The sequence below is a fragment of the Bradyrhizobium sp. 155 genome, from assembly GCF_023101105.1.
In the GTDB taxonomy this organism is placed as follows: domain Bacteria; phylum Pseudomonadota; class Alphaproteobacteria; order Rhizobiales; family Xanthobacteraceae; genus Bradyrhizobium; species Bradyrhizobium canariense_D.
In genome coordinates, this window is sequence record NZ_CP064704.1 from 3,612,469 (window position 1) to 3,636,841 (window position 24,373).

At 63.9% G+C, this 24,373-nt stretch carries 22 protein-coding genes; 13 read left to right on the forward strand and 9 right to left on the reverse strand.

Annotated elements, in window-relative coordinates; genetic code table 11:
• The first annotated feature begins 40 nt into the window (after positions 1–40).
• The 9 genes from pyrH to fabZ all read left to right on the forward strand — a co-directional run bounded on the left by pyrH (position 41) and on the right by fabZ (position 9,916).
• The gene (gene pyrH, locus IVA93_RS17610) at positions 41–757 is read left to right on the forward strand and encodes a UMP kinase (RefSeq protein ID WP_018455040.1); all 717 of its coding nucleotides are present in this window, start codon (positions 41–43) and stop codon (positions 755–757) included.
• A 67-nt stretch (positions 758–824) separates the two neighbouring features.
• A complete protein-coding gene (gene frr / locus IVA93_RS17615) occupies positions 825–1,388 on the forward strand; it encodes a ribosome recycling factor (protein ID WP_007603628.1) in 564 nt (187 codons plus the stop codon).
• A gap of 112 nt (positions 1,389–1,500) precedes the next feature.
• Entirely contained in the window at positions 1,501–2,259 is a 759-nt protein-coding gene (locus tag IVA93_RS17620; RefSeq protein ID WP_085353284.1) for an isoprenyl transferase, read from the forward strand.
• Positions 2,256–3,098, forward strand: a complete 843-nt coding sequence (locus IVA93_RS17625; RefSeq protein WP_085353283.1) for a phosphatidate cytidylyltransferase — start codon at positions 2,256–2,258, stop codon at positions 3,096–3,098. Before IVA93_RS17620 ends, IVA93_RS17625 begins: the two co-directional genes overlap by 4 nt.
• Positions 3,099–3,102: 4 nt before the next feature.
• Complete coding sequence (gene dxr / locus IVA93_RS17630) at positions 3,103–4,326, forward strand: 1-deoxy-D-xylulose-5-phosphate reductoisomerase (RefSeq protein WP_247370284.1); 1,224 nt, start codon at positions 3,103–3,105, stop codon at positions 4,324–4,326.
• Between the two features lie 44 nt (positions 4,327–4,370).
• Positions 4,371–5,522 (forward strand): RIP metalloprotease RseP, encoded by a 1,152-nt coding sequence (rseP, locus tag IVA93_RS17635; protein WP_085353280.1) that lies wholly within the window; start codon positions 4,371–4,373, stop codon positions 5,520–5,522.
• Positions 5,523–5,709: 187 nt separating this feature from the next.
• On the forward strand, positions 5,710–8,265 hold the full coding sequence (gene bamA, locus IVA93_RS17640) for an outer membrane protein assembly factor BamA (RefSeq protein WP_026232862.1): 2,556 nt from the start codon (positions 5,710–5,712) through the stop codon (positions 8,263–8,265).
• Positions 8,266–8,390: 125 nt separating this feature from the next.
• Entirely contained in the window at positions 8,391–9,458 is a 1,068-nt protein-coding gene (gene lpxD / locus IVA93_RS17645) for a UDP-3-O-(3-hydroxymyristoyl)glucosamine N-acyltransferase (protein WP_247370286.1), read from the forward strand.
• Positions 9,459–9,499: 41 nt separating this feature from the next.
• Positions 9,500–9,916 (forward strand): 3-hydroxyacyl-ACP dehydratase FabZ, encoded by a 417-nt coding sequence (gene fabZ, locus IVA93_RS17650; RefSeq protein ID WP_050992707.1) that lies wholly within the window; start codon positions 9,500–9,502, stop codon positions 9,914–9,916.
• A 6-nt stretch (positions 9,917–9,922) separates the two neighbouring features.
• Here the strand turns inward: fabZ and IVA93_RS17655 are convergent, their stop codons facing one another.
• Positions 9,923–10,267: a KTSC domain-containing protein gene (locus tag IVA93_RS17655; RefSeq protein ID WP_018455034.1), complete on the reverse strand. Its 345-nt coding sequence runs from the start codon at positions 10,265–10,267 to the stop codon at positions 9,923–9,925.
• Positions 10,268–10,442: 175 nt separating this feature from the next.
• Between IVA93_RS17655 and lpxA the strand changes: the two genes are divergently transcribed.
• The 4 genes from lpxA to IVA93_RS17675 all read left to right on the forward strand — a co-directional run bounded on the left by lpxA (position 10,443) and on the right by IVA93_RS17675 (position 14,904).
• Positions 10,443–11,234: an acyl-ACP--UDP-N-acetylglucosamine O-acyltransferase gene (gene lpxA / locus IVA93_RS17660; RefSeq protein ID WP_018455033.1), complete on the forward strand. Its 792-nt coding sequence runs from the start codon at positions 10,443–10,445 to the stop codon at positions 11,232–11,234.
• A gap of 19 nt (positions 11,235–11,253) precedes the next feature.
• The gene (lpxI, locus tag IVA93_RS17665) at positions 11,254–12,111 is read left to right on the forward strand and encodes an LpxI family protein (RefSeq protein WP_085384805.1); all 858 of its coding nucleotides are present in this window, start codon (positions 11,254–11,256) and stop codon (positions 12,109–12,111) included.
• Complete coding sequence (lpxB, locus tag IVA93_RS17670; RefSeq protein ID WP_204511317.1) at positions 12,108–13,307, forward strand: lipid-A-disaccharide synthase; 1,200 nt, start codon at positions 12,108–12,110, stop codon at positions 13,305–13,307. The genes lpxI and lpxB overlap by 4 nt, the downstream gene beginning before the upstream one ends.
• 241 nt (positions 13,308–13,548) lie before the next feature.
• The gene (locus IVA93_RS17675; RefSeq protein WP_026233502.1) at positions 13,549–14,904 is read left to right on the forward strand and encodes a serine hydrolase domain-containing protein; all 1,356 of its coding nucleotides are present in this window, start codon (positions 13,549–13,551) and stop codon (positions 14,902–14,904) included.
• Between the two features lie 114 nt (positions 14,905–15,018).
• On the opposite strand, the gene IVA93_RS17680 is transcribed toward IVA93_RS17675, so the two are convergent.
• From IVA93_RS17680 to gltX, 8 genes are all read right to left on the reverse strand, one after another.
• Positions 15,019–15,786 carry an SDR family NAD(P)-dependent oxidoreductase gene (locus IVA93_RS17680; protein ID WP_026233501.1) on the reverse strand — a complete coding sequence of 256 codons (768 nt, stop codon included), beginning with the start codon at positions 15,784–15,786 and terminating at the stop codon, positions 15,019–15,021.
• Positions 15,783–16,892, reverse strand: a complete 1,110-nt coding sequence (locus IVA93_RS17685; RefSeq protein ID WP_247296567.1) for an ABC transporter ATP-binding protein — start codon at positions 16,890–16,892, stop codon at positions 15,783–15,785. The genes IVA93_RS17680 and IVA93_RS17685 overlap by 4 nt, the downstream gene beginning before the upstream one ends.
• Positions 16,893–16,902: 10 nt before the next feature.
• Entirely contained in the window at positions 16,903–17,760 is an 858-nt protein-coding gene (locus IVA93_RS17690) for a carbohydrate ABC transporter permease (RefSeq protein ID WP_018458097.1), read from the reverse strand.
• Positions 17,753–18,676 carry a carbohydrate ABC transporter permease gene (locus IVA93_RS17695; RefSeq protein ID WP_018458096.1) on the reverse strand — a complete coding sequence of 308 codons (924 nt, stop codon included), beginning with the start codon at positions 18,674–18,676 and terminating at the stop codon, positions 17,753–17,755. The genes IVA93_RS17690 and IVA93_RS17695 overlap by 8 nt, the downstream gene beginning before the upstream one ends.
• Positions 18,673–19,959 (reverse strand): ABC transporter substrate-binding protein, encoded by a 1,287-nt coding sequence (locus IVA93_RS17700; protein WP_018458095.1) that lies wholly within the window; start codon positions 19,957–19,959, stop codon positions 18,673–18,675. Before IVA93_RS17700 ends, IVA93_RS17695 begins: the two co-directional genes overlap by 4 nt.
• Positions 19,960–20,016: 57 nt before the next feature.
• Complete coding sequence (locus IVA93_RS17705) at positions 20,017–21,195, reverse strand: ROK family transcriptional regulator (RefSeq protein ID WP_018458094.1); 1,179 nt, start codon at positions 21,193–21,195, stop codon at positions 20,017–20,019.
• 177 nt (positions 21,196–21,372) lie between these two features.
• The gene (gene gltA / locus IVA93_RS17710) at positions 21,373–22,677 is read right to left on the reverse strand and encodes a citrate synthase (RefSeq protein ID WP_018458093.1); all 1,305 of its coding nucleotides are present in this window, start codon (positions 22,675–22,677) and stop codon (positions 21,373–21,375) included.
• A gap of 195 nt (positions 22,678–22,872) precedes the next feature.
• Positions 22,873–24,300 (reverse strand): glutamate--tRNA ligase, encoded by a 1,428-nt coding sequence (gene gltX / locus IVA93_RS17715; protein WP_018458092.1) that lies wholly within the window; start codon positions 24,298–24,300, stop codon positions 22,873–22,875.
• Positions 24,301–24,373 lie beyond the last annotated feature (73 nt).

Genomic DNA, 24,373 nt, shown 5'->3' on the forward strand with positions numbered 1-24,373 from the left:
GCGTGCCGCCGGAAGCGGCGCCCGGACAAGGAAAGTGCTCATGACTGATCCGGTCTATCGTCGCGTCGTGATCAAGCTGTCCGGCGAATATCTCGCGGGACCGCAGGGTTTTGGCATCGATCAACCGACCATCGACCGGGTCGCCGACGATCTGATCGCCGCTCGCCACCTCGGCACCGAAGTCGCCGTCGTCATCGGCGGGGGCAATCTCTTTCGCGGCGTCGAGGTCTCCTCGCGCGGCGTGTCGCGCCCGACCGGTGATACCATGGGCATGCTCGCGACGATGATGAACTGCCTCGCGCTCGAGGCCACGATCGAGCGCAAGGGCACGCCTGCGCGCACGCTGTCGGCCTTCGTCATGCCCGAGATTTCCGAGCTGTTCACCCGCACCGCGGCACATAAATACCTCGCCGAGGGCCGGATCGTGCTGCTCGGCGGCGGAACCGGTAATCCGTTCTTCACCACGGACACGACCGCGGTGCTGCGCGCAGCCGAGATCGGCGCCCAGGCGGTTCTGAAGGCGACCAATGTCGACGGTGTCTACTCGGCCGACCCGAAGAAAGACCCGACGGCGACGCGATTCGACCGTCTGACGCATTCGCAGGCGATCGAGGGCGGCTACAAGGTGATGGATGCGACCGCCTTCGCGCTTGCCCGCGAGACGTCGCTGCCTATCATCGTGTTCTCGATCGCGGAGCCGGGCTCGATCGGTGCTGTACTGCGTGGCGGCGGCCACGGAACCATTGTCGCCGGCTGACGGCTTGTCGTTGCACCCTCAGAGAAGGGGTGCGGAGAGGTCGCCGGGATTTTGAAGGAGAAACGTGATGGCCACGGACAATTTCGATCTCAACGAAGTCAAGCGCCGCATGCAGGGCGCGATCCAGTCGCTCAAGCACGAGCTTGGCGGCCTGCGCACCGGTCGCGCCTCCGCCTCGATGCTCGATCCGGTGCAGGTCGACGCCTATGGCAGCCACATGCCGCTGAACCAGCTCGCCACCGTCAGCGTGCCGGAGCCGCGCCTGATTTCGGTGCAGGTCTGGGACAAGTCGATGGTCAAGGCGGTGGAGAAGGCGATCGTCGATTCCAATCTCGGCCTGTCGCCGGCGACTGAAGGCCAGGTTCTGCGCCTGCGCATCCCCGAACTCAATGAGGAGCGTCGCAAGGAGCTCGTCAAGGTCGCGCACAAATACGCGGAAGCCGCCAAGGTCGCTGCGCGCCACGTCCGCCGCGACGGTCTCGACGTTCTCAAGAAGCTCGAGAAGAATCACGAGATGTCCGAGGACGATCAGAAGCGCCACGCCGACGAGGTGCAGAAGGCGACCGACGGCACGATCTCCGAGATCGACCAGTTGCTGGCCGCCAAGGAAAAAGAAATCCTCACCGTCTAAAGCACGATGGATCACGCTCTAGGTTATTGTTCGCGCATGATTTACGGAAAACCGCTTCGCACTTTGCGCTAACGCGGCCCTTCGGGTCCGGATCATGCTTTAAGGCAGCCTCATGTCCAACGCCGCCGCGCCCGCAACGGAAGGACCAGAACGGTCCGATGCGCCTGCGCATGTCGCCATCATCATGGATGGCAACGGACGTTGGGCGGCCGCGCGCGGCTTGCCACGGGCGGAGGGCCATCGCCGCGGCGTGGAGGCCCTGCGTCGCGTGGTTCGGGCGTCGCATGAACTTGGCATCCGCTATCTCACCATCTTCTCCTTCAGCTCGGAAAACTGGTCGCGTCCGGCGAGCGAGATCGGCGATCTGTTCGGCCTGTTGCGCCGCTTCATCCGCAACGATCTGGCGAGCTTGCATCGCGACGGCGTCAAGGTACGCATCATCGGCGAGCGGGATGGGCTGGAGGGCGACATCTGCGCACTTCTCAATGAGGCGGAGGAACTGACGCGCGATAACACGCGCCTCACGCTCGTCGTCGCATTCAATTACGGCTCCCGGCAGGAGATCGCGAAGGCGGCGCAGAAGCTCGCGCGCGAAGTCGCCGAGGGCCGGCGCAATCCTGACACGATCGATGCCGAGACACTGGGGGCGCATCTCGACGCGCCCGACATTCCCGATCCCGATCTCATCATCCGCACCAGTGGCGAGCAGCGCCTGTCCAACTTCCTGATGTGGCAGGCCGCCTATAGCGAGCTTGTCTTCGTGCCGATTCACTGGCCCGATTTCGACAAGGCGGCGCTGGAAGGCGCAATCGCCGAATTCGCCAGGCGCGAGCGCCGTTTCGGCGGCCTGGTCGCGAAAACCGCCTCGTGAGCGAGCCCAACTCCGCACCGGCCGGCTCTCAGCCTGCCCCGAGCAATCTCGTGATGCGAATCCTCGCGGCGCTGGTGCTGGCGCCGCTCGCCATTGCGCTCGCTTATGCCGGCGGCTGGCTGTGGGCGCTTCTCGTCACCCTGGTGTCGATCGGACTGTTCGCGGAATGGCTGATGGTGGTTGGCGCAGGCTCGACCGCGCTGACCGGGGCGGGGACGATCGTCATCGCCACGATGGGCTTGTGCGTTGCCTTCGGCGCGCTGAAGACCGCAATCATCACCGGCCTGATTGGCGGGGCGGTCGTGACGGTGATCGCGCGGGGCAAGTTCGTCTGGGCGGCCTCCGGATTTGCCTATGCGTCGGCGGCGCTACTCGCCTCGATCCTGCTGCGGAAGGATTTCGTGAACGGCTTCGCCGCGCTGATGTTCGTGCTGCTCGTGGTGTGGGCGACCGATATCGGCGGCTATTTCGCCGGCCGCGGCATCGGCGGACCGAAGCTGTGGCCGCGCGTGAGCCCGAAGAAGACCTGGTCAGGGGCGCTCGGCGGCTTTGCCGCGAGCCTTTTGGTCGCGGTCGCCTTTGCCGCTTGCGGGGTTGGAAAGATAGTTCCATTGCTGCTCGTCAGCGCGGTCCTCTCAATCGTGTCGGCCTGCGGCGATCTGTTCGAATCCGCGGTCAAGCGGCGCTTCGACGTCAAGGATTCCAGTCACTTAATTCCTGGCCACGGCGGGCTATTGGACCGTCTGGACGGTTTTGTCGCCGCCATCCTGGTGGCATGGATTATCGGCTTCCTCCGCCATGGTGTGCATAGCGCCGGAAGCGGTCTTATGGTTTGGTGAAGATATGAGCGCGGTTCCATTGCGTAACAACAAGGCTGCGGCATCGAGCGTCCGCAGCGTCACGGTTCTCGGCGCCACCGGCTCGATCGGCGACAGCACGATGGATCTGCTGCGCGCCTCTCCCGAGCGCTACCGTGTCGAGGCGCTAACGGCGAACAGCAATGTCGAGGCGCTGGCAAAGCTCGCGAAGGAGTTTTCCGCGCGCTTCGTTGCGATCGCCGACACCTCCAAGTTTGCCGAACTCAGGGCTGCGCTCGCGGGCACCGGCACCGAATGCGGCGCCGGTGAAAGCGCGGTGATCGAGGCCGGCGCGCGTCCGGCCGATTGGGTGATGGCCGCCGTGAGTGGCGCGGCCGGGCTGAAGCCGGCACTGGCGGCGGTCGATCGCGGCGCGCATGTCGCGCTCGCCAACAAGGAATGTCTCGTCTGCGCTGGTGATTTCTTCATGCAGCGCGCGGCGAAAGCGGGCGCCTGCATCCTGCCTGCGGATTCCGAGCACAATGCGCTGTTCCAGGCGCTCGCCTCGGGCAATCGCGACGAGCTCGTCCGTGTCATCATCACGGCCTCCGGCGGCCCCTTCCGCACCTGGAAGCCTGCCGACATCGAGCAGGCGACACTCGCGCAAGCCCTGAAGCATCCGAACTGGAGCATGGGCCAGAAGATCACGATCGATTCCGCCTCGATGATGAACAAGGGGCTCGAGGTGATCGAGGCCTCCTATCTGTTCGCGCTCTCGCCCGACGAGATCGACGTCCTCGTTCATCCGCAGTCGATCATCCACGGCATGGTTGAGTTCTCCGATTGCTCGGTCGTGGCCCAGCTCGGCTCACCCGACATGCGCACGCCGATCGCGCATTGCCTCGGCTGGCCCGACCGTATCAAGGGTCCGGCCGCCAAGCTCGATCTGGCCAAGATCGGCCAGTTGACCTTCGAGGCGCCAGATTTCGAGCGCTTCCCCGGGCTGCGCCTGGCCTTCGATTCTCTCCGGACCGGGAAGGGGGCGACCACGGTCTACAACGCCGCCAACGAGGTCGCGGTCGCCGCCTTCATCGCCGGCAAGATCCGGTTCGGGGCGATTGCCAGGCTGGTGGAGGAGACGCTGGATGACTGGGTCCGCAGCGGGAACCAGGCGCCGCTGACGTCAGCGGACGATGCAATCGCTGTTGACCATGTTGCGCGAAATAGGGCTGCCGCCCTATTGCCTCAAATTGCCTTAAAGGCATCCTAGATGGTTCGGGGCCAGCGCCTTGCGGCACTGGATGAGGGAATTCGATGATCGACTTTTTCGTCCATAGTTTCAATACGTTGAGCCATGGGCTCCTTGGGTACGCGGTTCCCTTCCTGTTCGTCCTGACCATCGTCGTGTTCTTCCATGAGCTCGGCCATTTCCTGGTCGCGCGCTGGGCAGGCGTTCGCGTGTTAACTTTTTCGCTCGGTTTCGGACCTGAGCTGGTCGGTTTCAACGACCGCCATGGCACCCGGTGGAAGATCTCGGCGATCCCGCTCGGCGGCTACGTCAAGTTCTTCGGCGACGAGAGCGAGGCTTCGACGCCGTCGTCCGAGAAGCTCGCGGCCATGACGGCCGAGGAGCGCGCCGGCAGCTTCCATCACAAGAAGGTCGGCCCGCGCGCCGCCATCGTTGCCGCCGGACCGATCGCCAATTTCATCCTGGGCGCGCTGATCTTCGCCGGCATGGCGCTGTATTACGGCAAGCCGAGCACGATTGCGCGCGTCGACGGTGTCGTCGCCGATGGCGCTGCGGCGGCAGCCGGCTTCAAGATCGGCGACGTCGTCGTCCAGATCGACGGCAAGCCGATCGAAAGCTTTGCCGACATGCAGCGCATGGTTGCGATGAATGCTGGTTCGCCGCTTGCCTTCCAGGTCAAGCGCGACGGTTCCATCGTGTCGCTGACCGCGACGCCGGCGCTGCTCGAGCGCAAGGATCCCTTCGGCAACAGCCACCGTCTCGGCGTGCTCGGCGTCGAACACAAGTCTCAGGCCGGGGAGGCCTCGACGTCGCCGGTCGGCGTCGGCGAAGCGCTCAAGATCGGGGTGGAGCAGGTCTGGTTCATCATCACCAGCACCTTCAAGTTCCTGGGCTCGTTGTTCGTCGGGAACGGCAATCCGAACGAGGTCAGCGGCGTGCTCGGCATTGCCAAGATGTCAGGGCAGGCGGCCAGCGCCGGGTTCCAGTTCGTGATCAACCTCTGCGCGGTGCTGTCGGTGTCGATCGGCCTGCTGAATCTGTTCCCGATCCCACTGCTCGATGGCGGTCACCTTATGTTCTATGCGGCGGAGGTCGCCCGTGGTCGGCCCCTGTCCGAGCGGACCCAGGAGATGGGGTTCCGAATCGGGCTTGGCTTGGTGCTGATGTTGATGGTGTTTGCGACCTATAACGACATCCTGCGAATGGCCGCATCCTGATAGGGGCTTTTTTGTGGCGTTGCCCGGGCGTTGCTCTTGGGCAACGTCTTGGAATGAAAATGAAATTACGGCGCGCTCGACCGTTTGCGGCGTCGGTGAAATTGTCTACAAGCGGCTTGAACTTGGGGAATCTCCAGACCGGCGTTGGGGTTGGGTCTGGTACGGAATGATAAGGGCGCGTTGCGCAATGAAGTTTGGACTGCGACTCCGGGGGGGCTTGCTCGCAACCCTGATCATGTTCGGCGCGCCGGTGCTTGCCCCGGTTGGGGCTGCCTTTGTGTCTTCGTCTGCGCTTGCTCAGACCGTGCAGTCGATTTCCGTCGAAGGAAATCGCCGGGTCGAGGTGGAGACGATCCGCTCCTACTTCAAGCCGGGTCCCGGCGGTCGCCTGGATCAGGGTGCCATCGACGATGGCCTCAAGGCGTTGATCGAGACCGGCCTGTTCCAGGACGTCAGGATCAACCGCGGGGCCGGTGGCCAGATCGTCGTCTCCGTGGTGGAAAACCCGGTGATCGGCCGCATTGCCTTCGAGGGCAACAAGAAGATCAAGGACGAGCAGCTCACCGGTGAAGTCCAGTCCAAGGCGCGCGGCACCTTCTCCCGCGCCATGGTGCAGTCCGACACCCTGCGAATCGCAGAAATCTATCGCCGCTCCGGCCGTTACGACGTTCGCGTCACGCCTGAAATCATCGAGCAGCCGAACAACCGCGTCGATCTCGTCTTCACGGTCGAGGAGGGCGCCAAGACCGGCGTCAAGTCGATCGAGTTCGTCGGCAACAACGCGTACTCGTCCTACCGCCTGCGCGACGTCATCAAGACGCACGAATCCAACCTGCTGAGCTTCCTCGCCAGCAGCGACATCTACGATCCCGATCGGGTCGAGGCCGACCGCGACCTGATCCGCCGCTTCTATCTCAAGAACGGTTTCGCCGACGTCCAGGTCGTCGCCGCGCTCACCGAATACGATCCGGAGAAGAAGGGTTTCAACGTTACCTTCAAGATCGAGGAGGGCTCGCAATACCGGGTCGGCTCGATCGACTTCCGCTCCAGCATTCCCAACTTCGATCCCACCTCGATGCGCAACTATTCGCGCGTCAATGTCGGCTCGCTCTACAACGTCGAATCGGTCGAGAAGTCGGTCGAGGAGATGCAGATCGAGGCCTCGCGTCGCGGTTACGCCTTCGCCGTGGTCCGTCCCGGCGGCGACCGCAATTTCGAGGCGCACACCGTGTCGGTCGTGTTCAACATCGACGAGGGTCCGCGCACCTATATCGAGCGCATCAATCTTCGCGGCAACACCCGTACGCGCGACTACGTGATCCGTCGCGAGTTCGACGTCTCCGAGGGCGATGCCTACAACCGCGCGCTGGTCGACCGTGCCGAGCGCCGCTTGAAGAACCTCGACTATTTCAAGAGCGTGAAGATCACGACGGAGCCCGGCTCGTCGAGCGACCGCGTGATCCTGCTCGTGGACATGGAAGAGAAATCGACCGGCGACTTCTCGGTCTCGGGTGGTTATTCCACCACCGACGGCGCGCTGGCCGAAGTCTCGGTTTCCGAACGCAATTTGCTCGGCCGCGGCCTGTTCGCCAAGGCGGCGGTGACCTACGGCCAGTATGCCCGCGGCTACTCGCTGTCGTTCGTCGAACCCTATCTGCTCGACTACCGGGTCGCGCTGGGTCTCGACCTCTATCAGCGTGAGCAGAGGTCCAACAGCTACATCTCCTACGGCACCAAGACGCTCGGCTTCTCGCCGCGCCTCGGTTTCTCCCTGCGTGAAGATCTGTCGCTGCAGGTGCGCTACTCGATCTACCGGCAGGAAATCACGCTGCCGTCGTACCTCGCGAACTGTAACAACAACCAGTTCCTTGCCGACGGTGTCACTCCGAATCCGGCATTCAATCCAAGCCCGGCTTTCTCCGCGGCGAGTGGTATTCCTCTGGCTCCCTCGACCAACGGCCTCGGCTGCTACAGCGACGGCGAGGCCTCGCTGCCGGTCCGCAAGGAGCTTGCCAACGGCAAGACCCTGACCTCGGCGCTCGGCTACACGCTGACCTACAACACGCTCGACAACAACAAGAACCCCACCGACGGTCTGCTGGTCGATTTCCGGCAGGACTTCGCCGGCGTCGGCGGCGACGTCTCCTATCTGAAGACTGTGGTTGACGCGAAGTACTACACTCCGCTGGTCTCCGATATCGTCGGTCTCGTTCGCCTCCAGGGCGGCATGCTGAACAAGATGGGCAGCGATCTGCGCATGCTCGATCATTTCCAGATGGGCCCGAACCTCGTCCGCGGCTTTGCCCCGAACGGCATCGGACCGCGCGATTTGAACCCCTTCGGTACGCAGGACGCGCTTGGCGGCACCAAGTATTGGGGTGCTTCGCTCGAATTGCAGATGCCGTTCTGGTTCCTGCCGAAGGAAGTGGGTCTGAAGGGCGCCGTCTACGCCGACGCCGGCGGACTGTTCGACTATCAGGGACCGACGACGTGGTCGGTGACCAACGAACTGACCACGACCAAGAATTCGAGCTGCACGCCGTCGACCGTCAATCCCGCTTCGGCTGGAACCTGCACCGGCCTGGTGTATGACAATGGCAATGCGGTCCGGTCGTCGGTCGGCGTCGGCTTGATCTGGGCCTCGCCGTTCGGTCCGCTGCGCTTCGACTACGCGGTGCCGCTGACCAAGGGCAAGAACGACCGTACGCAGGAGTTCCGGTTCGGCGGCGGCACCTCGTTCTAATTCGAACAGCACGGCACGATCCGGACCACCGGAGCCGGTTTCCGAAAGGGATCGTGCCAATCCAGGAGATGAGGCATGATGCGGCTTGGCCGCTTCATGCCGAAGCCGGACCGCGACGGGGTGGAATGGCGCAGCCGACCTTCTTCACACAGCCGCCCGCCTCAGCGCTGGCTGACATCGCCACGCTGACCAAGGCGGAGCTGGTCGATCCCGCCAGGGGCGGCCAAATCATCAGGGGTCTTGCTTCGCTCGACGAAGCCGGCCCGATGCACCTGACGTTCTTCGACAATCTCAAATATGCCGATGAGCTCAAGGCGACCAAGGCCGGTGCTTGCCTGGTGAGCCCACGCTTCGAGGCGCGGGTGCCCGCGCATGTCGCCGTGCTGCGGGCGCCACAGCCGTTTCGCGCCTTCGTCAGGATCGCGCGGGAGTGGCATGGCGACGCGCTCCGGCCGCAATCCTGGACCGGCAACGACGGCATCGCGCCGTCGGCGATCATCGACCCCACGGCCAGGCTTGAGGACGGCGTGATCGTCGATGCCTTAGCCGTGATCGGCCCTGACGTGGAGATCGGCAGCGGCACGGTGATCGGTGTGGGGGCCGTGATCGGCCCCGGCGTCAAGATCGGCCGGGATTGCAATGTCGGCGCACGCACCGCCATCCAGTGCGCGCTGATCGGCAACGACGTGCTGATCCACCCCGGCTGCTCGATCGGCCAGGACGGCTACGGCTTCATCTTCTTCGGCCCCGAGGGCCATCTGAAGGTGCCCCAGACCGGGCGCGTGCTGATCCAAAACAATGTGGAAGTCGGCGCCGGCACCACGATTGATCGCGGGTCCTTGCGCGACACGGTAATTGGGGAGGGGACCAAAATCGACAATCAGGTCCAGATCGGCCACAATGTGACCATTGGCCGGCACTGCCTGCTGGCAGCCCAGATCGGTCTTGCCGGTAGCCTCACCCTCGGCGACAACGTGGCGCTTGGAGCGAAGGTGGGCATCAACAATCACGTCAAGATCGGGGATGGAGCTCAGGTGACTGCCATGAGCGGCGTCAAGGACGACGTTCCTCCCAACGGACGTTGGGGTGGTTTTTTCGCCAAGCCGACCAGGCAGTGGTTCAAGGAAATTTTGGCTGTCGAGCGCTTGGCGCGCGACAGCAAGGCCGATCCGAAGCAGGAGGAACGGGAGTGACGGACGAAGCACCGGTCAGGTTCGAGCTTGTGGACATCAACATGATCCTGCAAACCCTCCCGCACCGTTTTCCGATGCTGCTGATCGATCGCGTGATCAACATCCGCACCGATTACAGCGGCATCGGCATCAAGAATGTCACCTTCAACGAACCGCCGTTCCAGGGCCACTTTCCCGATCGCCCGGTCTATCCCGGCGTCATGATGATCGAAGCGATGGCGCAGACCGCGGGTGTGATCGGCATCAAGTCGGTCGAAGGCACCGAGAAGCCGCGCGCGGTCTATTTCCTCACCATCGACAAGTGCAAGTTCCGCAAGCCTGTGCTGCCCGGCGATACCATCGAATACCACATGCGCTCGATCGGCCGCCGCAAGGCCATGTGGTGGTTTCACGGCGACGCCAAGGTCAACGGCCAGGTGGTTGCGGAGGCCGACGTCGGCGCCATGCTGACCGACTGAGCGGGATCAACTTCTCTGGATGCGCTCGCGCGCAGGACACGCGTACCGGCCGCCGCTGACCTCGCGCTTAATGCTCTGGTTGAAGAACTGGCCCATGGACGGTGCGCCCAGCAGGCGCTGGACCGTATCGACCGGCACGCCGCAATAGCGGTCATACACGCCGCCCACAGCCACGATGAGGGCCTGCTGCGCACGGTCGTAACAGACCCGCTGAAGCACCGTGCTGCGGCTGATGTCGCGGCATTCGAACGTCGCGAGGTCGATGGGGCGGTGTTCGGCGGTCTCGATCGTCTCGGAGACGATCGGCGCGGCGGCGAGCTGTGCGAGGAGAAGTGCCAGGGCCCTGACCACGATACCTGAAGCTCCGCGTGAACTTGTTGATGACCCGGGAAGGCTGCCTCATCCGGCACTTGAAACACGGAGAGATCATACGTCACTGGACAGATCGGGCATAGTCGCGCTAACCAGCGGAAAACCGAGCGACTTCAACACCTAATCAGACCTTCTTGATGAGTCAGATTGCTTGATGAGTAAGATTGACCCCACCGCACGGATCGCGGACGGCGCCGTGATCGGCGAGGGCACCGAGATCGGCCCCTTCTGCATCATCGGCCCGCATGTCGCGATCGGCAATAACTGCAAGCTGATCGGACAGGTCACCGTCATCGGCCACACCTCGATCGGAGATGGCTGCGTGATCTCGCCGTTCGCGGTGCTGGGCGGGGCGCCCCAGGATCTCAGCTACAAGGGCGAGCCCACGAAGCTTGAGATCGGCTCGGGCTGCACCATCCGCGAAGGTGCGACCATGAATGTCGGCACCATCAAGGGCGGTGGCCTGACGCGCGTCGGCAACGACGGCTATTTCATGAACAACAGTCATGTCGGGCATGACTGCATGGTCGGCAACAACGTGATCTTCGCAACCTCGGCGACGCTCGGCGGCCATTGCGAGATCGGTGACGCCGTCTATATCGGCGGCCTGTCCGCAGTGCATCAGTTCACCCGCATCGGCCCCTATGTGATGGTTGGCGGTGTCTGCGGCGTGCGCGACGACGTCATCCCGTATGGGCTGGTCAACGGCCAATATGCGGTGCTCGAAGGCCTCAACCTGATCGGCATGAAGCGGCGCAAGTTCACCAAGCAGCGGCTTGTGACCGTGCGCGCGTTCTACCAGAAACTCTTCCATGGCCCCGCTACCTTTGCCGAACGCCTGGAGGCGGCGCGGCCGCTCGCCGGTGGAGATCCGGCGATCGGCGAAATCCTCGACTTCATCGGCAAGGGCAAGCGCCCGCTCTGTCTTCCCGCCATCGCGAAGTGATGATGGAATGGCCCCGGGCATGACATCGGCGGCTTCGGAAATTTCATCGCCGGTCGGCGTCGTCGCTGGCGGCGGCGCGATGCCGTTCGCGGTTGCCGACTCGCTCGCCGCCCGCGGCATCACGCCGGTGTTGTTTCCCCTTCGGGGAGCCTGCGATCCCGCGCGGGTAGAGAAATTCCGTCATCGCTGGATCTCGGTCGGCCAGCTCGGCCGCGCCATGCGGCTGTTTCGCGAGGAGGGCTGCCGCGACCTGATTTTCATCGGCACGCTGGTGCGACCTTCGCTCTCGGAGGTCCGGGTCGACTTCACGACGCTTCGGCTGCTCGGCAATGTCATCCGCGCCTTCCGCGGCGGCGACGATCATTTGTTGTCCGGCGTCGGGCGCATTCTCGAGCAGGGCGGCTTTCGGATGGTCGGCATCAAGGATGTCGCGCCCGATCTGCTGATGCCCGAGGGCTGCATCAGCCGCGCCTGGCCGAGCGACACCGGCAAGACCGACATCGAGCGCGGACGCGCGGTGCTGACCGCCCTCGGTCCGTTCGACATCGGCCAGGCCGCGGTCGTGATCGACGGCCATGTGGTGGCGGTCGAGGATATCGAGGGCACCGATGCACTGCTCGCGCGCGTGGCACGGCTGCGCGAAGAGGGCCGCATCCGCGCCGCCACCGGGCGGGGCGTGCTGGTGAAGGTCCCAAAGAGCGGGCAGGATCTGCGCTTCGACCTGCCGACGATCGGCCCGCGCACCCTCGAGGGCGTCGCCGCCGCAGGGCTGGCCGGGATCGCCGTCGTTGCCGGCAACACCATCGCCGCCGAGCCGCAGGCAATGATCGCACTCGCCGACGCAAAATATCTCTTCGTCATCGGCCTGCCGGCGTGATGCAGGGTCGCGATCCCAAGCGCAAGATCTTCCTGATCGCCACGGAGGAATCCGGCGACCGGCTCGGCAGCGCCTTGATGAAGGTGCTGCGCCAGCGCCTCGGCGACGGCGTGCAGTTCGTGGGCGTCGGCGGCCACACCATGGCGCGCCAGGGGCTCGAGACGCTGTTTCCGATCGAGCAGCTCTCGATCGTCGGCTTCGCCGCGGTCGTGCAGCAATTGCCGAAGATCCTGCGGCTGATCCGCGAGACCGCGGAGGCCGTGACCGAAGCCGCGCCGGACGCGCTCGTCATCATCGACAGCCCCGATTTCACCCACCGTGTCGCCCGCCGCGTGCGGACGCGCAATCCGGCGATCCCGATCGTCGACTACGTCTCGCCACAGCTCTGGGCCTGGCGGCCGGGACGGGCGCGGACCATGCTCGGCTATGTCGACCATGTGCTCGGCCTGTTGCCATTCGAGCCGGAGGAATACCGCAAGCTCGGCGGGCCGCCATGCAGCTATGTCGGCCATCCCCTGATCGAGCAATTGCCCTCGCTGCGGCCGAACGCGGAGGAGCAGGCGCGCCGCGACGGCGAGCCGCCGGTCTTGCTGGTGTTGCCCGGCAGCCGCCGCAGCGAGATCAGGCACCATCTCGACGTGTTCGGCGCGACGCTCGGCCGATTGCAGACCGAAGGCCGCGCGTTCGAGCTGATGCTGCCGACCATGCCGCATCTCGAAACCACCATCCGCGAAGGCATCGCGAACTGGCCGGTCAAGCCTCAAATCGTGGTCGGCGAGAACGAGAAGCGCGCTGCCTTCCGCATCGCGCGCGCGGCACTGGCAAAATCCGGCACGGTGACGCTGGAGCTCGCGCTATCGGGCATTCCGATGGTGACGGCCTATCGCGTCGGCGCGATCGAAGCCTTCATCCTGCGCCGCGCGATCCGTGTCTCCTCGGTGATCCTCGCCAATCTCGTGATCGGCAAGGATGTCATCCCGGAGTTCCTGCAGGAAGACTGCACGCCGGAGAAGCTGGCGGCCGCGCTCTCGGAGCTTCTGACCGATTCACCGCTGCGCCGGCAGCAGGTGGAAGCATTCGCCCAGCTCGATGCGATCATGTCGACCGGCAACAGATCGCCGAGCGTGCTCGCAGCTGACATCGTGCTGGCGACGATGCGCAAGGGTAGGCGGGCAGGCTTGGACGTGTACTCATAAACGTTGGCTTGCCAGCGCAAAGCGGAAGCCTCCTAACCTTGGGCGTGATCGGCGGTTTGTGACCCAGAGCAGACCTCGCGTCGATTTGCATCTCTCATCGTCTCGGTAAGACTGCCAACATCCTCGGTCCACCAAACAACCACGGCAAACCGGGATGTCAGGTGCATGTCAGGATCTGCGCGCAATATCTTGTGCGCTCGCCTAGGTGCGGCCTCCTGATTGGATTTACCTAAAGGGACGCATGCGTCTTGCTCTAAAAATGTTCAGATTTCTTGTCGCGATCTTGCTTCTTGGGATTTTAGGGTTCGCTGGCTGGCTGACCTTCAGCCCACCCAATGGACTAGTGTCCGCCTCGGCTTATGCGGCAAAAATGGTTTGCTCGAATGTGTTCATTGCCGAACGTGATGCGGATGCGGTGATCAAAACCGACCTCGCGTTAACACATCCACGCATTGTCGAACGTCTGAAGATCAACGTCGACACCGCCAACCAGCGTGTCGAGGCGGCATATCGAGGCCTGTTCCCCAAACGCTACGCCCAATATGAGGAAGGACGTGGTTGTACGCTGGTGTCTAAGGACGAAGTCCCCGACCGTGCCGAGCCGCCCTCACTGCCCGGAAAGCCTAGTGCGCTCTGGCCGGTCGGCGAGAGTGCTCAATTGTCTGACGACAAACACTTACTGGCGACGCTGAACGATCCGGCTCTCCAGGGGCCGGGCATGCGCGCGATCGTCGTGGTCCAGGACGGGCGCATCATCGGAGAAACCTACGGCGAAGGCTTCAACGCTTCGACGCCCCTCCAGGGCTGGTCGATGACGAAGACCGTGAACGCCGCCTTGGCCGGCATGGCGATCAGGGACGGAAAGCTTTCGCTGGACCGAAAAAATCTGTTTCCGCAGTGGACTGGCGACGCGCGCGCGGACATCTCGGTGGCCGATTTGATGGCCATGACAAGCGGATTGAAATGGAGCGAGGACGGTGACTCTCCCGACCCCGACGGGTTAGAAAATCTCGCACATGATGCGGCGGCTTTCGCGCGGGACCGTCCGCTTGTCGCCCCGCCTGGGACGCAGTTCAACTATTCCGGGGGTTCGTCTGTCCTGTTGGCCCGGGTCTGGCAGAACGCGGTTGGAGCGGACGCGCGAGCGTATCCGCAGGAGCGATTGTTCAAGCCTTTGGGCATGACCAGCGCTGTTCTTGAGGCTGACCCTTCAGGCACATTCCTTGGCGAAGCCTTTCTCTTCGCCAATGCGCATGATTGGGCGCGCTTCGGCGAATTCCTGCGCATGAACGGAGAGTGGAACGGTGCTCAGCTTTTGCCGCCGGGCTTTGTCGATTACATGCGCTCGCCTGTGCCAGCGTCCGATGAGGGACATGGCCCGGTCTACGGTCGCGGACAGCTTTGGTTGGGGCCGGGCCAGGGATTCCGACTCCCTACCGACACGTTCATGTTGCAAGGGCACCTGCGCCAGGTGATTGCGATCATCCCCTCGCGTAAACTGGTGATCCTGCGTATGGGTCTCACGCGGGAAGATATCGGGTACAGCGTCGCGAAACTACTGTACGCGATTGTGGCGGCGCGCCGATCGAATGAATGAGCGATTACTTCCGCTTGTGGCCCAACTCGGACCCAGGGAGAGTTACGCCAACGCGACTGCTATCAGATACGGAGCGGACCTCTACGAGGCAGCTCGGGTTTGTGAGTACACGCTCTAGCCGAGACCAGCGTCGACCTGAAAACACTGCCGCGTGATGCGCTGGCTGTCGTCCGAGGCGAGGAAAAGCGCCATGTTGGCGATGTCGTCGGGCGTCACCCCGTCGGGAATGGCCTGACGCGTGCGCAGCTCGGCGATCACCTGGTCGTCCGGGTACCACAGCCGGCGCTGACGCTCCGTGATCACCATCCCCGGCGCTATCGCGTTGACGCGGATGCGGTCGGGCCCGAGCGACCGGGCCAGGGAGTTGGTGAAGCCGACGATCGCGGCCTTTGCCGCGGCGTAGACAGGCAGCCCCGGCGCGCCGCGCATCCAGGCAATCGACGACATGTTGATGATCGAACCGCTGCCGCGCGCCTGCATCTGCGGCACCACCGCTTGCGCGGCAAAGAAGACGTGCTTGAGGTTGACGCCGATCATCCAGTCGAATTCGGCCGGCGTCACCTCGGCCAGCACCTGACGCTGATCATTGGCGGCGTTGTTGACGAGGACCGCGGCATCGCCAAGCGATCCCCGGACCTGCGCCATGGCGCCGCGCAAGGCGTCGATGTCGAGGAGATCGCACGGCACGAACAAGGGTACGGTCCCGGCCGCGGCCTTCACTTCCGCGACCAGCGTCCGGCCGGCTGCTTCATCGAGATCCAGGAACGCGACGCGCGCCCCTTGCGCCGCGAACGCCCGCACGAAGGCGGCACCGATGCCGCTGGCGCCACCGGTGATCAACACCACGCGGTCCCTAAGGCCGGCATAGCTCGTTCTTGTCATGCGATCAGTCGCTCCGTCTCGGGGTCGAACAGGCAGATGCGACGCGTGTCGAGCGCGAACGGGGCGGCGGCGCCCGGTGTGGGGCGGATGTCCGGCGTGATGCGCGCCAGCGCAGGCTCGCCGCCAAGCCGCAGCAGCACGATCGTTTCGGCTCCCGTCGGCTCGACCATCTCCACCGGCGCGTTGACGACGACGGGCGGATCGGCGGAGAACACGCGGCTGCCCTCGGCGATGCATTCCGGCCTGATCCCGACCACCACGTCACGGCCGACAAAGGGGGCCGCCGCGTCGTATTGGCCAAGGCGGAGGCGGACCTCGTCCGGCCGTCCCGCGCCGATCACGACCACCGGGCCGCTGGCATCAGCGTCGAGCCGTGCCGGCATCGTGTTCATCGGCGGCGAGCCCATGAAGCGGGCCACGAACAGATTGGCGGGATAGCGATACACGGTATCCGGGTCGGCAAACTGCTGCACCACGCCGCGATGCATCACGGCAATGCGCGTCGCCATCGTCATCGCCTCGATCTGATCGTGTGTGACATAGACGATGGTGGCGCCGATGCGCTGGTGCAGCCGCTTGATCTCCATCCGCATCTCGACGCGCAGCTTGGCGTCGAGATTGGAGAGCGGCTCGTCGAACAGGAAGAGCAGGGGATCGCGCACCAGCGCCCGGCCCATCGCCACACGCTGGCGCTGGCCGCCGGAGAGCTGCGAGGGCTTGCGGCCGAGCAGCGGCTCGATCTGGAGCAGCCTGGCCACATTCGCCAGCGCCTTTTCCTGCTCGGCCTTCGGGACGTGACGGCATTCCATGCCGAAGGTGATGTTCTGGCGCACCGTCATCGACGGATAGAGCGCGTAGGACTGGAACACCATCGCGATGTCGCGGTCCTTCGGCGGAATGTCGTTGACGATACGTCCGCCGATTTCCACGGTGCCTGCGCTCGGGAGGTCGAGCCCAGCGATGATGTTGAGCAGCGTGGACTTGCCGCAGCCGGATGGGCCAACGAGCACGGTGAATTCACCGCTCTCGATGTCGAGATCGATGCCCTTCAGCACCTCCAGATTGGCGTAGCGCTTGGACAAGGAGCGAATGCTTAGGGCTGCCATGACAATCCGATCATTTCACGGCCCCGGCGGTGAGGCCGCGCACGAAATACTTGCCGCCGATCAGATAGATCAGCAGGGTCGGCAGGGCGGCGATCATCACCGCCGCGCTCTGCACGCCATGCTGCGGGATGTCCGCGACTGCTGCGGATAGCGCGATCAGCGCGGCGGTGACGGGCTGTTGCTGACCAGTCGTGAATGTCACGCCGTAGAGAAATTCGTTCCAGATATGCGTGAACTGCCAGATCACGGTGACGACCAGAATAGGCGGCGAGAGCGGCAGGATGATGCGCCAGAAAATACGAAAGAACCCTGCGCCATCGATGCGCGCAGCTCTTATCAAATCCTGCGGGATGGCAGTGTAGTAGTTTCGGCAGAACAAGACCGTAAAGGAGAGCCCCTGGATCGTGTGGATCACGACCAGGCCCGTGAGCGTGTTCATCAGGCCCGTATCGCGCAACACGATGGTCCAGGGAAGCAAGCGCATCTGCTGGGGAAGGAAGAGGCCGAGGGTCACGATGCCGTAGATCCAGTTATCGCCGCGAAAACGCCAGAGCGACACGGCGTAACCGGCGACAGCACCGAGCAGGGTCGAGAAAATCGTCGCGGGGATCGTGACGAGCGCGGAGTTCAGCATGTACGGCCGGATGCCGGCGCAGGTCTCGGCGACGCAGAAACCGCTCCAGGCCGCGGCGTAGTTGCTCCACGCCCATTGCTTCGGCCAGCCGATCATCGACGCTTGCGCGATCTCCTCGTTGGTGCGGAGCGAGTTCAGCACGACAACAACCAATGGCGCGAGCCATGCTGCAGCGATCAGCGAGACGACGAGATAGATCAGAATCCGGCTTGGCGCGATGGTTCGCTCACGCATGGATCGCCCGCCGCCGCTGGACATAACGCCACGCTGCATAGGGCAGCAAAACCGCAAGAAGAATGAGCAACATGAGCACTGCCGCCGCCGCTCCGCGTCCGAGCAGGCTGCGCTGGAACATCAGGTCATAGACGACGAGGGCCGGCAGCTGGGTGGCGATCCCGGGTCCGCCATTGGTGAGCGCGCGGACGAGGTCGAAGGTCGAAATCGCGAACTGCAGCTGGATGACGATGACGGTGATGGTGATCGGCCAAAGGGTCGGCAGGATGACACGCCGGTACATTCGGATCGGTCCGGCGCCGTCGATCTGCGCGGCCTTGATCAGGTCGGCGTCGACGGAGCGAAGGCCGGCGAGGAACAGCGCCATGGCGAAACCGGACGATTGCCAGATCGCAGCGATGACAATGGTCCAAATGGCCATGTCGCGGTCGATCAGCCAGTCGAACTGGAAGGAGGTCCAGCCGAGGTCGCGGACCAGCTTCTGGATCCCGAGGCCGGGATTGAGCAGCCAACTCCAGACCGTGCCGGTGACCACGAATGACACCGCCAGAGGATAGAGGAAGATGGACCGCAGCAGGTTCTCGCCGCGAATGCGCTGATCGAGCAGGATCGCAAGGATGAGACCGGTCGCCAGGCTCAGCAACACGAAGGCGCTGCCAAACAGCAGCAGATTGTCCAAGGCAATCTGCCAGTTCCGCGATGCGGCGACCGCAGAATAGTTGCGCAAGCCGACCCAGCCCGAGACCGGGACCAAAGTGGACGGCGTGAACGATATCCAGATCGTCCACAGCGTAAACGCAATGAGATGCGCGGCGGACAACAGCAGCGGCACCCAGATCGTCAGATATTCAGGCAGCCGGCGTACCCAGCCAGAGGCCGCCGGCCGGCCCGGTGTTGTCGAGACGGCGATCGTCAACGTGAGCTCTCGACGGCTTCGGCGAGGCGTATGGCCGCTTGCTCCGGCTTGATCGTCTTGTTCTTCACGTACTCCGTGATCACGTCGATCATCGCTGCGGTCATGCCGTTTTCCTGCGCCATGTTGTGCGCAAGGCTGAGGACGGCCTGATTGCTGGCAATCGCGTCTTTCAGGGCTGCTGCGGTCCGCCGTTGCCCGTCCGACCAGCCTTCGCCGGAGAGATCGACATCGGTGCGTACGGGGATCGATCCCGTGATCTGCGAATACATAGTCTGGATCGCCGGATCCATGACGAGCTGGGCCATCAGCGTCTGGCCGGCCTGCAGGTCGGGCTCCTTGCGCTGCCAGAATATGAAGGCATCGGCGTTCAACAGGAAGACCGGCTTGCTATTGTCGCTCGGGCCCGGGGCGATGATGAAGTCCTCGAACTTGAAGCCGGCGTTGCGCAAGACGCCCTGCGCCCACCCGCCCATGATCATCATCCCCATGTCGCCGTCGACAAAGCGCTTCAAGTTGGTCGAAAAGTGCTGGGCGCCGACGTTGGGGTCCATCCAGTCGGCAATCTTGCGCACCTGTACGAAGGCAGCCTTTATCTCGGGGCCCTCCAGGGCCTTCTTGTCGAGATTCATGATGGCTGCGCGGTAAGCGGTGGGGCTGATGCCCGCCAAAGCGGCCTCGAATTTCTGGCCGTCGTCCGGGCGGGTGCCACCGTTGGCGATGGGATAGGGGACGCCGCCTGCTTTCATCTTCTCGGCGAGGTCGTTGAACTCAGCCCATGTGACGGGGACCTTGTCGGCCTTGGCCTTGTCCATCGCGCGTTTGGAGAGAAACAGCATGTTGGTGCTGTAGATCTGCAACGGCAGTGCAATCCACTTGCCCCCCGGCTTGTGCAATTTTGCAAGATCCGGAGCGACAACCTTTTCGTAGCCGGCGGCAGCGACGACGGCATCAAGATCGACGGTTGGGGCAATCTTGGACCAGGCCGCGATCTCGGGACCTTTGAGCTGCGAGCAGGCCGGCGGATCGCCGGCCATGATCTGGGCACGCAGCTTGTTCATCATCTCGGTGGTGAAGCCGGGGACGGGCGAGTGCTGCCAAACCCCGCCTTTCTCCTCGAATTTCTTGCCGAGTGCCGTGATGGCCGCCCCATCGCTACCTGCGGACCATTGCGAGATCGCAGTCAGACGCGGCTTGGTCGCGCCTTGCGCGCGGGCGAATGCCGGCAGCGCGAGCGCGGCCGCAGATCCGGCGAGCAGTTGGCGCCTTGTTGTCGTGATCGGCATGGCAATTTCCTCCCGGTGTGAACTCTTTCGCGCGAGAGCCGCGCGGCATCAGGTACGTCAGGCGGCCTCGGCCGATGCGGCCGGCATGCCGCCGCGGCAAGCGAGGCAGAAAGACGCGAATGCCAGCGCCGCCCGCGGATCGTTGCCGTTCGACGGCGGCACGAAAGCGAGCGACACTTGCGCGTGTTTGCGGCCGCCCAACAGGCTGGCGTCGATCCCCTCGACGAGCGCGTTGCGATCGTCCTCGGTGAGGAGCGACGGCCAGCCGCTGATCGCGACGCCCTTGCATGGCTTCACGTTCAGCGTATTGCCGATCGCAAGGCCAAGCCGGAACAGCCGCCGGCGCAATTCCTGCCGCACGCGCGACGAGAGCGGCATCGCGGTCACCCACTCGCTGCCGAGCTCAAGCAACTCGGCTTCCGCGACGCCAAGAAGCTCGGCCAAAGCGGGAAGCGACGTATAAGCCTCGACGCAGCCATGATGACCGCAGCGGCAAATTGGTCCGTCGGCTCCGAACACCATGTGGCCGAGCTCGACCGGCTGGAGGACATCGTCCTCGACCGCGTCATCCATCCAGGTGCCCGCGACGCCCTGACCGACGAAGACGAAGAGATGCGCGCCGCTGAATGGATAATGCTCCGTGCGGCAACGGTGAAAGATGGCGTGCGCGACGACCGAATTGGTGAACTCGACCCGCACGCCGGGAAGCGTCTCGCCGAACATCTCGCTGATCCGCCCGACATCGCAGGGAATGATCGGATTGCCTGACGCGCCCAGCCGGCCGAGACCCGGGATCGAGACGCCGATCTGTGCGAGGGGGATACGTCGACGCCGCGTCCACTCGCGCAGCAATGTCATCGCTTCGCGAAACGCCCGGCCGACCGTCGCGACGGTCGGCGTCTTCGGCAGCGGCACATGCCCGGTGTAGTGCAGTTCGCCCGACAGGCCCCCGACCCCGACGCTGAGCCGCTGAGTGGTCAGCTCGAACGCCGCGAGCGCCACCGCTTTATCGAGTGACACGAGGCCCGTCGGGCCGCCGACATAAGGGGCAGGGCGCCGCACTTCCTCGATCAGGCCTTCGGCCTTCAGATCGAACAGGATGCGCGACAGGCTCGCTTCCGACAGGCGCACGGCCTTGGCCAGCGGCGGGCGAAACGACGCGCCTGACTGAAGCAGATGAATCAAAATGGCAGCACGCGTCTGCCGCCGACTTCTCGGCTGCTCCGGCATTTCCATCCCTGTCGTCATTCTTACTTAGAGTAAGAATTTGCGCGCGAAGCGTCTCAACGTCAAGCGTCGGCCGAGGCATTGCGCTGACTTGTTGTTGTGCGCGGCAGCAAGATTGTCTCAGCGCAAACAAAAGCGGCGCCATCTTGTGATGGCGCCGCTTCGAAAGCCGTGATGGGCTCGAGCTTACTTCCGGTTGTTGATCGCGACGTAGTCGCGGCGGGTGACGCCGGTGTAGAGCTGGCGCGGACGGCCGATCTTCTGCTGCGGATCCTCGATCATTTCGCTCCACTGGCTGATCCAGCCGACGGTGCGGGCGACCGCGAACAGCACGGTGAACATCGAGACCGGGAAGCCCATCGCCTTCAGCGTGATGCCTGAATAGAAGTCGACGTTCGGGTAGAGCTTGCGGTCGATGAAGTACTGGTCGCTGAGCGCGATCTTCTCGAGCTCGAGCGCCACCTTCAGCATCGGATCGTCGCCATGGCCGGTCTCCTTGAGCACGGCGTGACACATCTTCTGCATGATCTTGGCGCGCGGATCGTAGTTCTTGTAGACGCGGTGACCGAAGCCCATCAGGCGGACTTCAGAGTTCTTGTCCTTCACCTTGGCGATGAACTCGGGGATCTTGTCGACCGAGCCGATCTCGGCGAGCATCGCGAGCGCTGCTTCGTTGGCGCCGCCATGGGCCGGGCCCCACAGGCAGGCGATGCCGGCCGCGATGCAGGCGAACGGGTTGGCGCCGGAGGAGCCGGCGATACGCACGGTCGAGGTCGAGGCGTTCTGCTCGTGGTCGGCGTGCAGGATGAAGATCTTGTCCAGCGCGTCAGCCAGCACCGGGTTGATCTTGTAGTCCTCGCACGGCACGGCAAAGCACATGTGCAGGAAGTTCTCGGCGAACTTCAGCGAGTTTTTCGGATACACGAAGGGCTGGCCGACCGTGTATTTGTAGGCCATCGCAGCCAACGTCGGGATCTTGGCGATCATGCGCATGGAGGCGATCATGCGCTGCTTCGGATCGTTGATGTCGGTTGAGTCGTGATAGAACGCGGCGAGCGCGCCGACAGCCGCTACCATGATCGCCATCGGATGGGCGTCGCGGCGGAAGCCCTGGAAGAAGCGGGCCATCTGCTCGTGCACCATCGTGTGATGGATCACGCGGTCGTCGAAATCCTTCTTCTGCGCGGCGGTCGGAAGCTCCCCGAACAGCAGCAGATAGCAGGTCTCGAGGAAGTCGCCATTCTCGGCGAGCTGTTCGATCGGATAGCCGCGGTATTCCAGCACGCCCGCGTCACCGTCGATATAGGTGATCTTGGACTGGCAGCTCGCGGTCGAGGTGAAGCCCGGGTCGTAGGTGAACAGGCCGGACTGGCCGTAGAGCTTGCCGATATCGATGACGTCGGGCCCGACGCTGCCGCTGTGGATCGGAAGATCGAAATTCTTGTTTCCGACCGTCAGTGTGGCGGTCTTATTGCTTGGTTTTGCGTCCATCAGAGGTCCCCGATGTATGGTGAAACGGGCCGGACCCGGAGGCCCCGATGAGATATCGCGGGGCAGGCCGGATGTTCCAGAAGGTACGGCTGAGATGGGTATATTATTGCTGTGTGCGCTGCAAGATGGCGCCACGCATGGTCGACTTACGTCGTAGCCTGGTCCTTGGGCCCGGTCCTTAGCGCGGTCCTAGGCCTATTCCGTGGCCTGATCTTTAAGCCGGCCCAGGCTTTCCTGGCGTCCCAAGACGTCCAAAACCTCGAATATGCCGGGCGACGTCGTCCGTCCCGTCAGCGCGGCCCGCAGCGGCTGGGCGACCGCGCCGAGCTTGAGACTATTTTCCTCGGCAAAGGCGCGCAGCGCGGCTTCCGCATTGGCCGCGCTCCACGTCTCGACTTTCTCCAGCGCGGAATGAAGCTGGCCGATCAGCTTGCGGTTCTCAGGCGTCAGCAGCGCCGCCGCCTTCGGGTCAAGCTCCAGCGGCCGGTCCGCGAAAATGAAATAGGCGCTGTCGATCAGCTCGATCAGCGTCTTGGCGCGCTCCTTCAGGGCCGGCATGGCCTTCAGGAGCTGCGCGCGCGTGGTGTCGTTTAACTTGGCCTTAAGCTCGTCGCGGCTGGGCACGACGTGGTCGAGCACGTCCTCGAACATCTTCACGAGTGATTGATCGTCGGCATTGCGGATGTAGTGGCCGTTGAGGTTTTCCAGCTTGGCAAAATCGAAGCGCGCTGCTGCGCGGCCGACGCTGGCAAGATCGAACGCCGCGATCATCTCCTCCGTCGAGAAGATTTCCTGGTCGCCATGGCTCCAGCCGAGCCGGACGAGATAGTTGCGGAGCGCGGACGGGAGGTACCCCATGGCGCGGTAGGCATCGACGCCAAGCGCGCCGTGCCTCTTGGAGAGCTTTGAGCCGTCCGGGCCATGGATCAGGGGGATGTGGGACATGCTCGGCAGCGTCCAGCCCATCGCGTCGTAGATCTGCTTTTGGCGGGCCGCGTTGATCAAATGGTCGTCGCCGCGGATGACGTGGGTGACGCCCATGTCGTGGTCGTCGACCACGACAGCGAGCATGTAGGTCGGGTTGCCATCGCCGCGCAGCAGGACGAGGTCATCCAGATTCTCGTTCTGCCAGACCACGCGGCCCTGGACCTGGTCCTCGATCACGGTCTCGCCGGTCTGGGGCGCACGGAGCCGGATGGTGGGCTTTACGTCGGTCGGGGCCGTCGCCGGATCGCGGTCGCGCCACAGGCCGTCATAGAGGCGCGTGCGCCCCTCTGCGCGCGCCTTCTCGCGCATCGCGGTGAGCTCCTCGGCGGTGGCGTAGCAGCGATAGGCCTTGCCGTCGGCGAGCAGCTGCTCGGCGACCTCGCGGTGGCGGGCGGCGCGGCTGAACTGGTAGATGACGTCGCCATCCCAGCCGAGCTCCAGCCATTTCAGGCCGTCGAGGATGGCGCCGATCGCGGCCTCGGTGGAGCGCTCCCGGTCGGTGTCCTCGATCCGGAGCAGCATCTTGCCGCCGTGCTTCTTCGCATAGAGCCAGTTGAACAGCGCCGTGCGCGCGCCCCCGATATGGAGGAAGCCGGTCGGCGAAGGAGCGAAACGGGTGACGACGGGAGAGGTCATTCTTGGCAGGGCCTATGCATTGGAGGCGGTGGTATATAACAGGACCGGAGCATAACTAAAGCCCGGCAGCGGA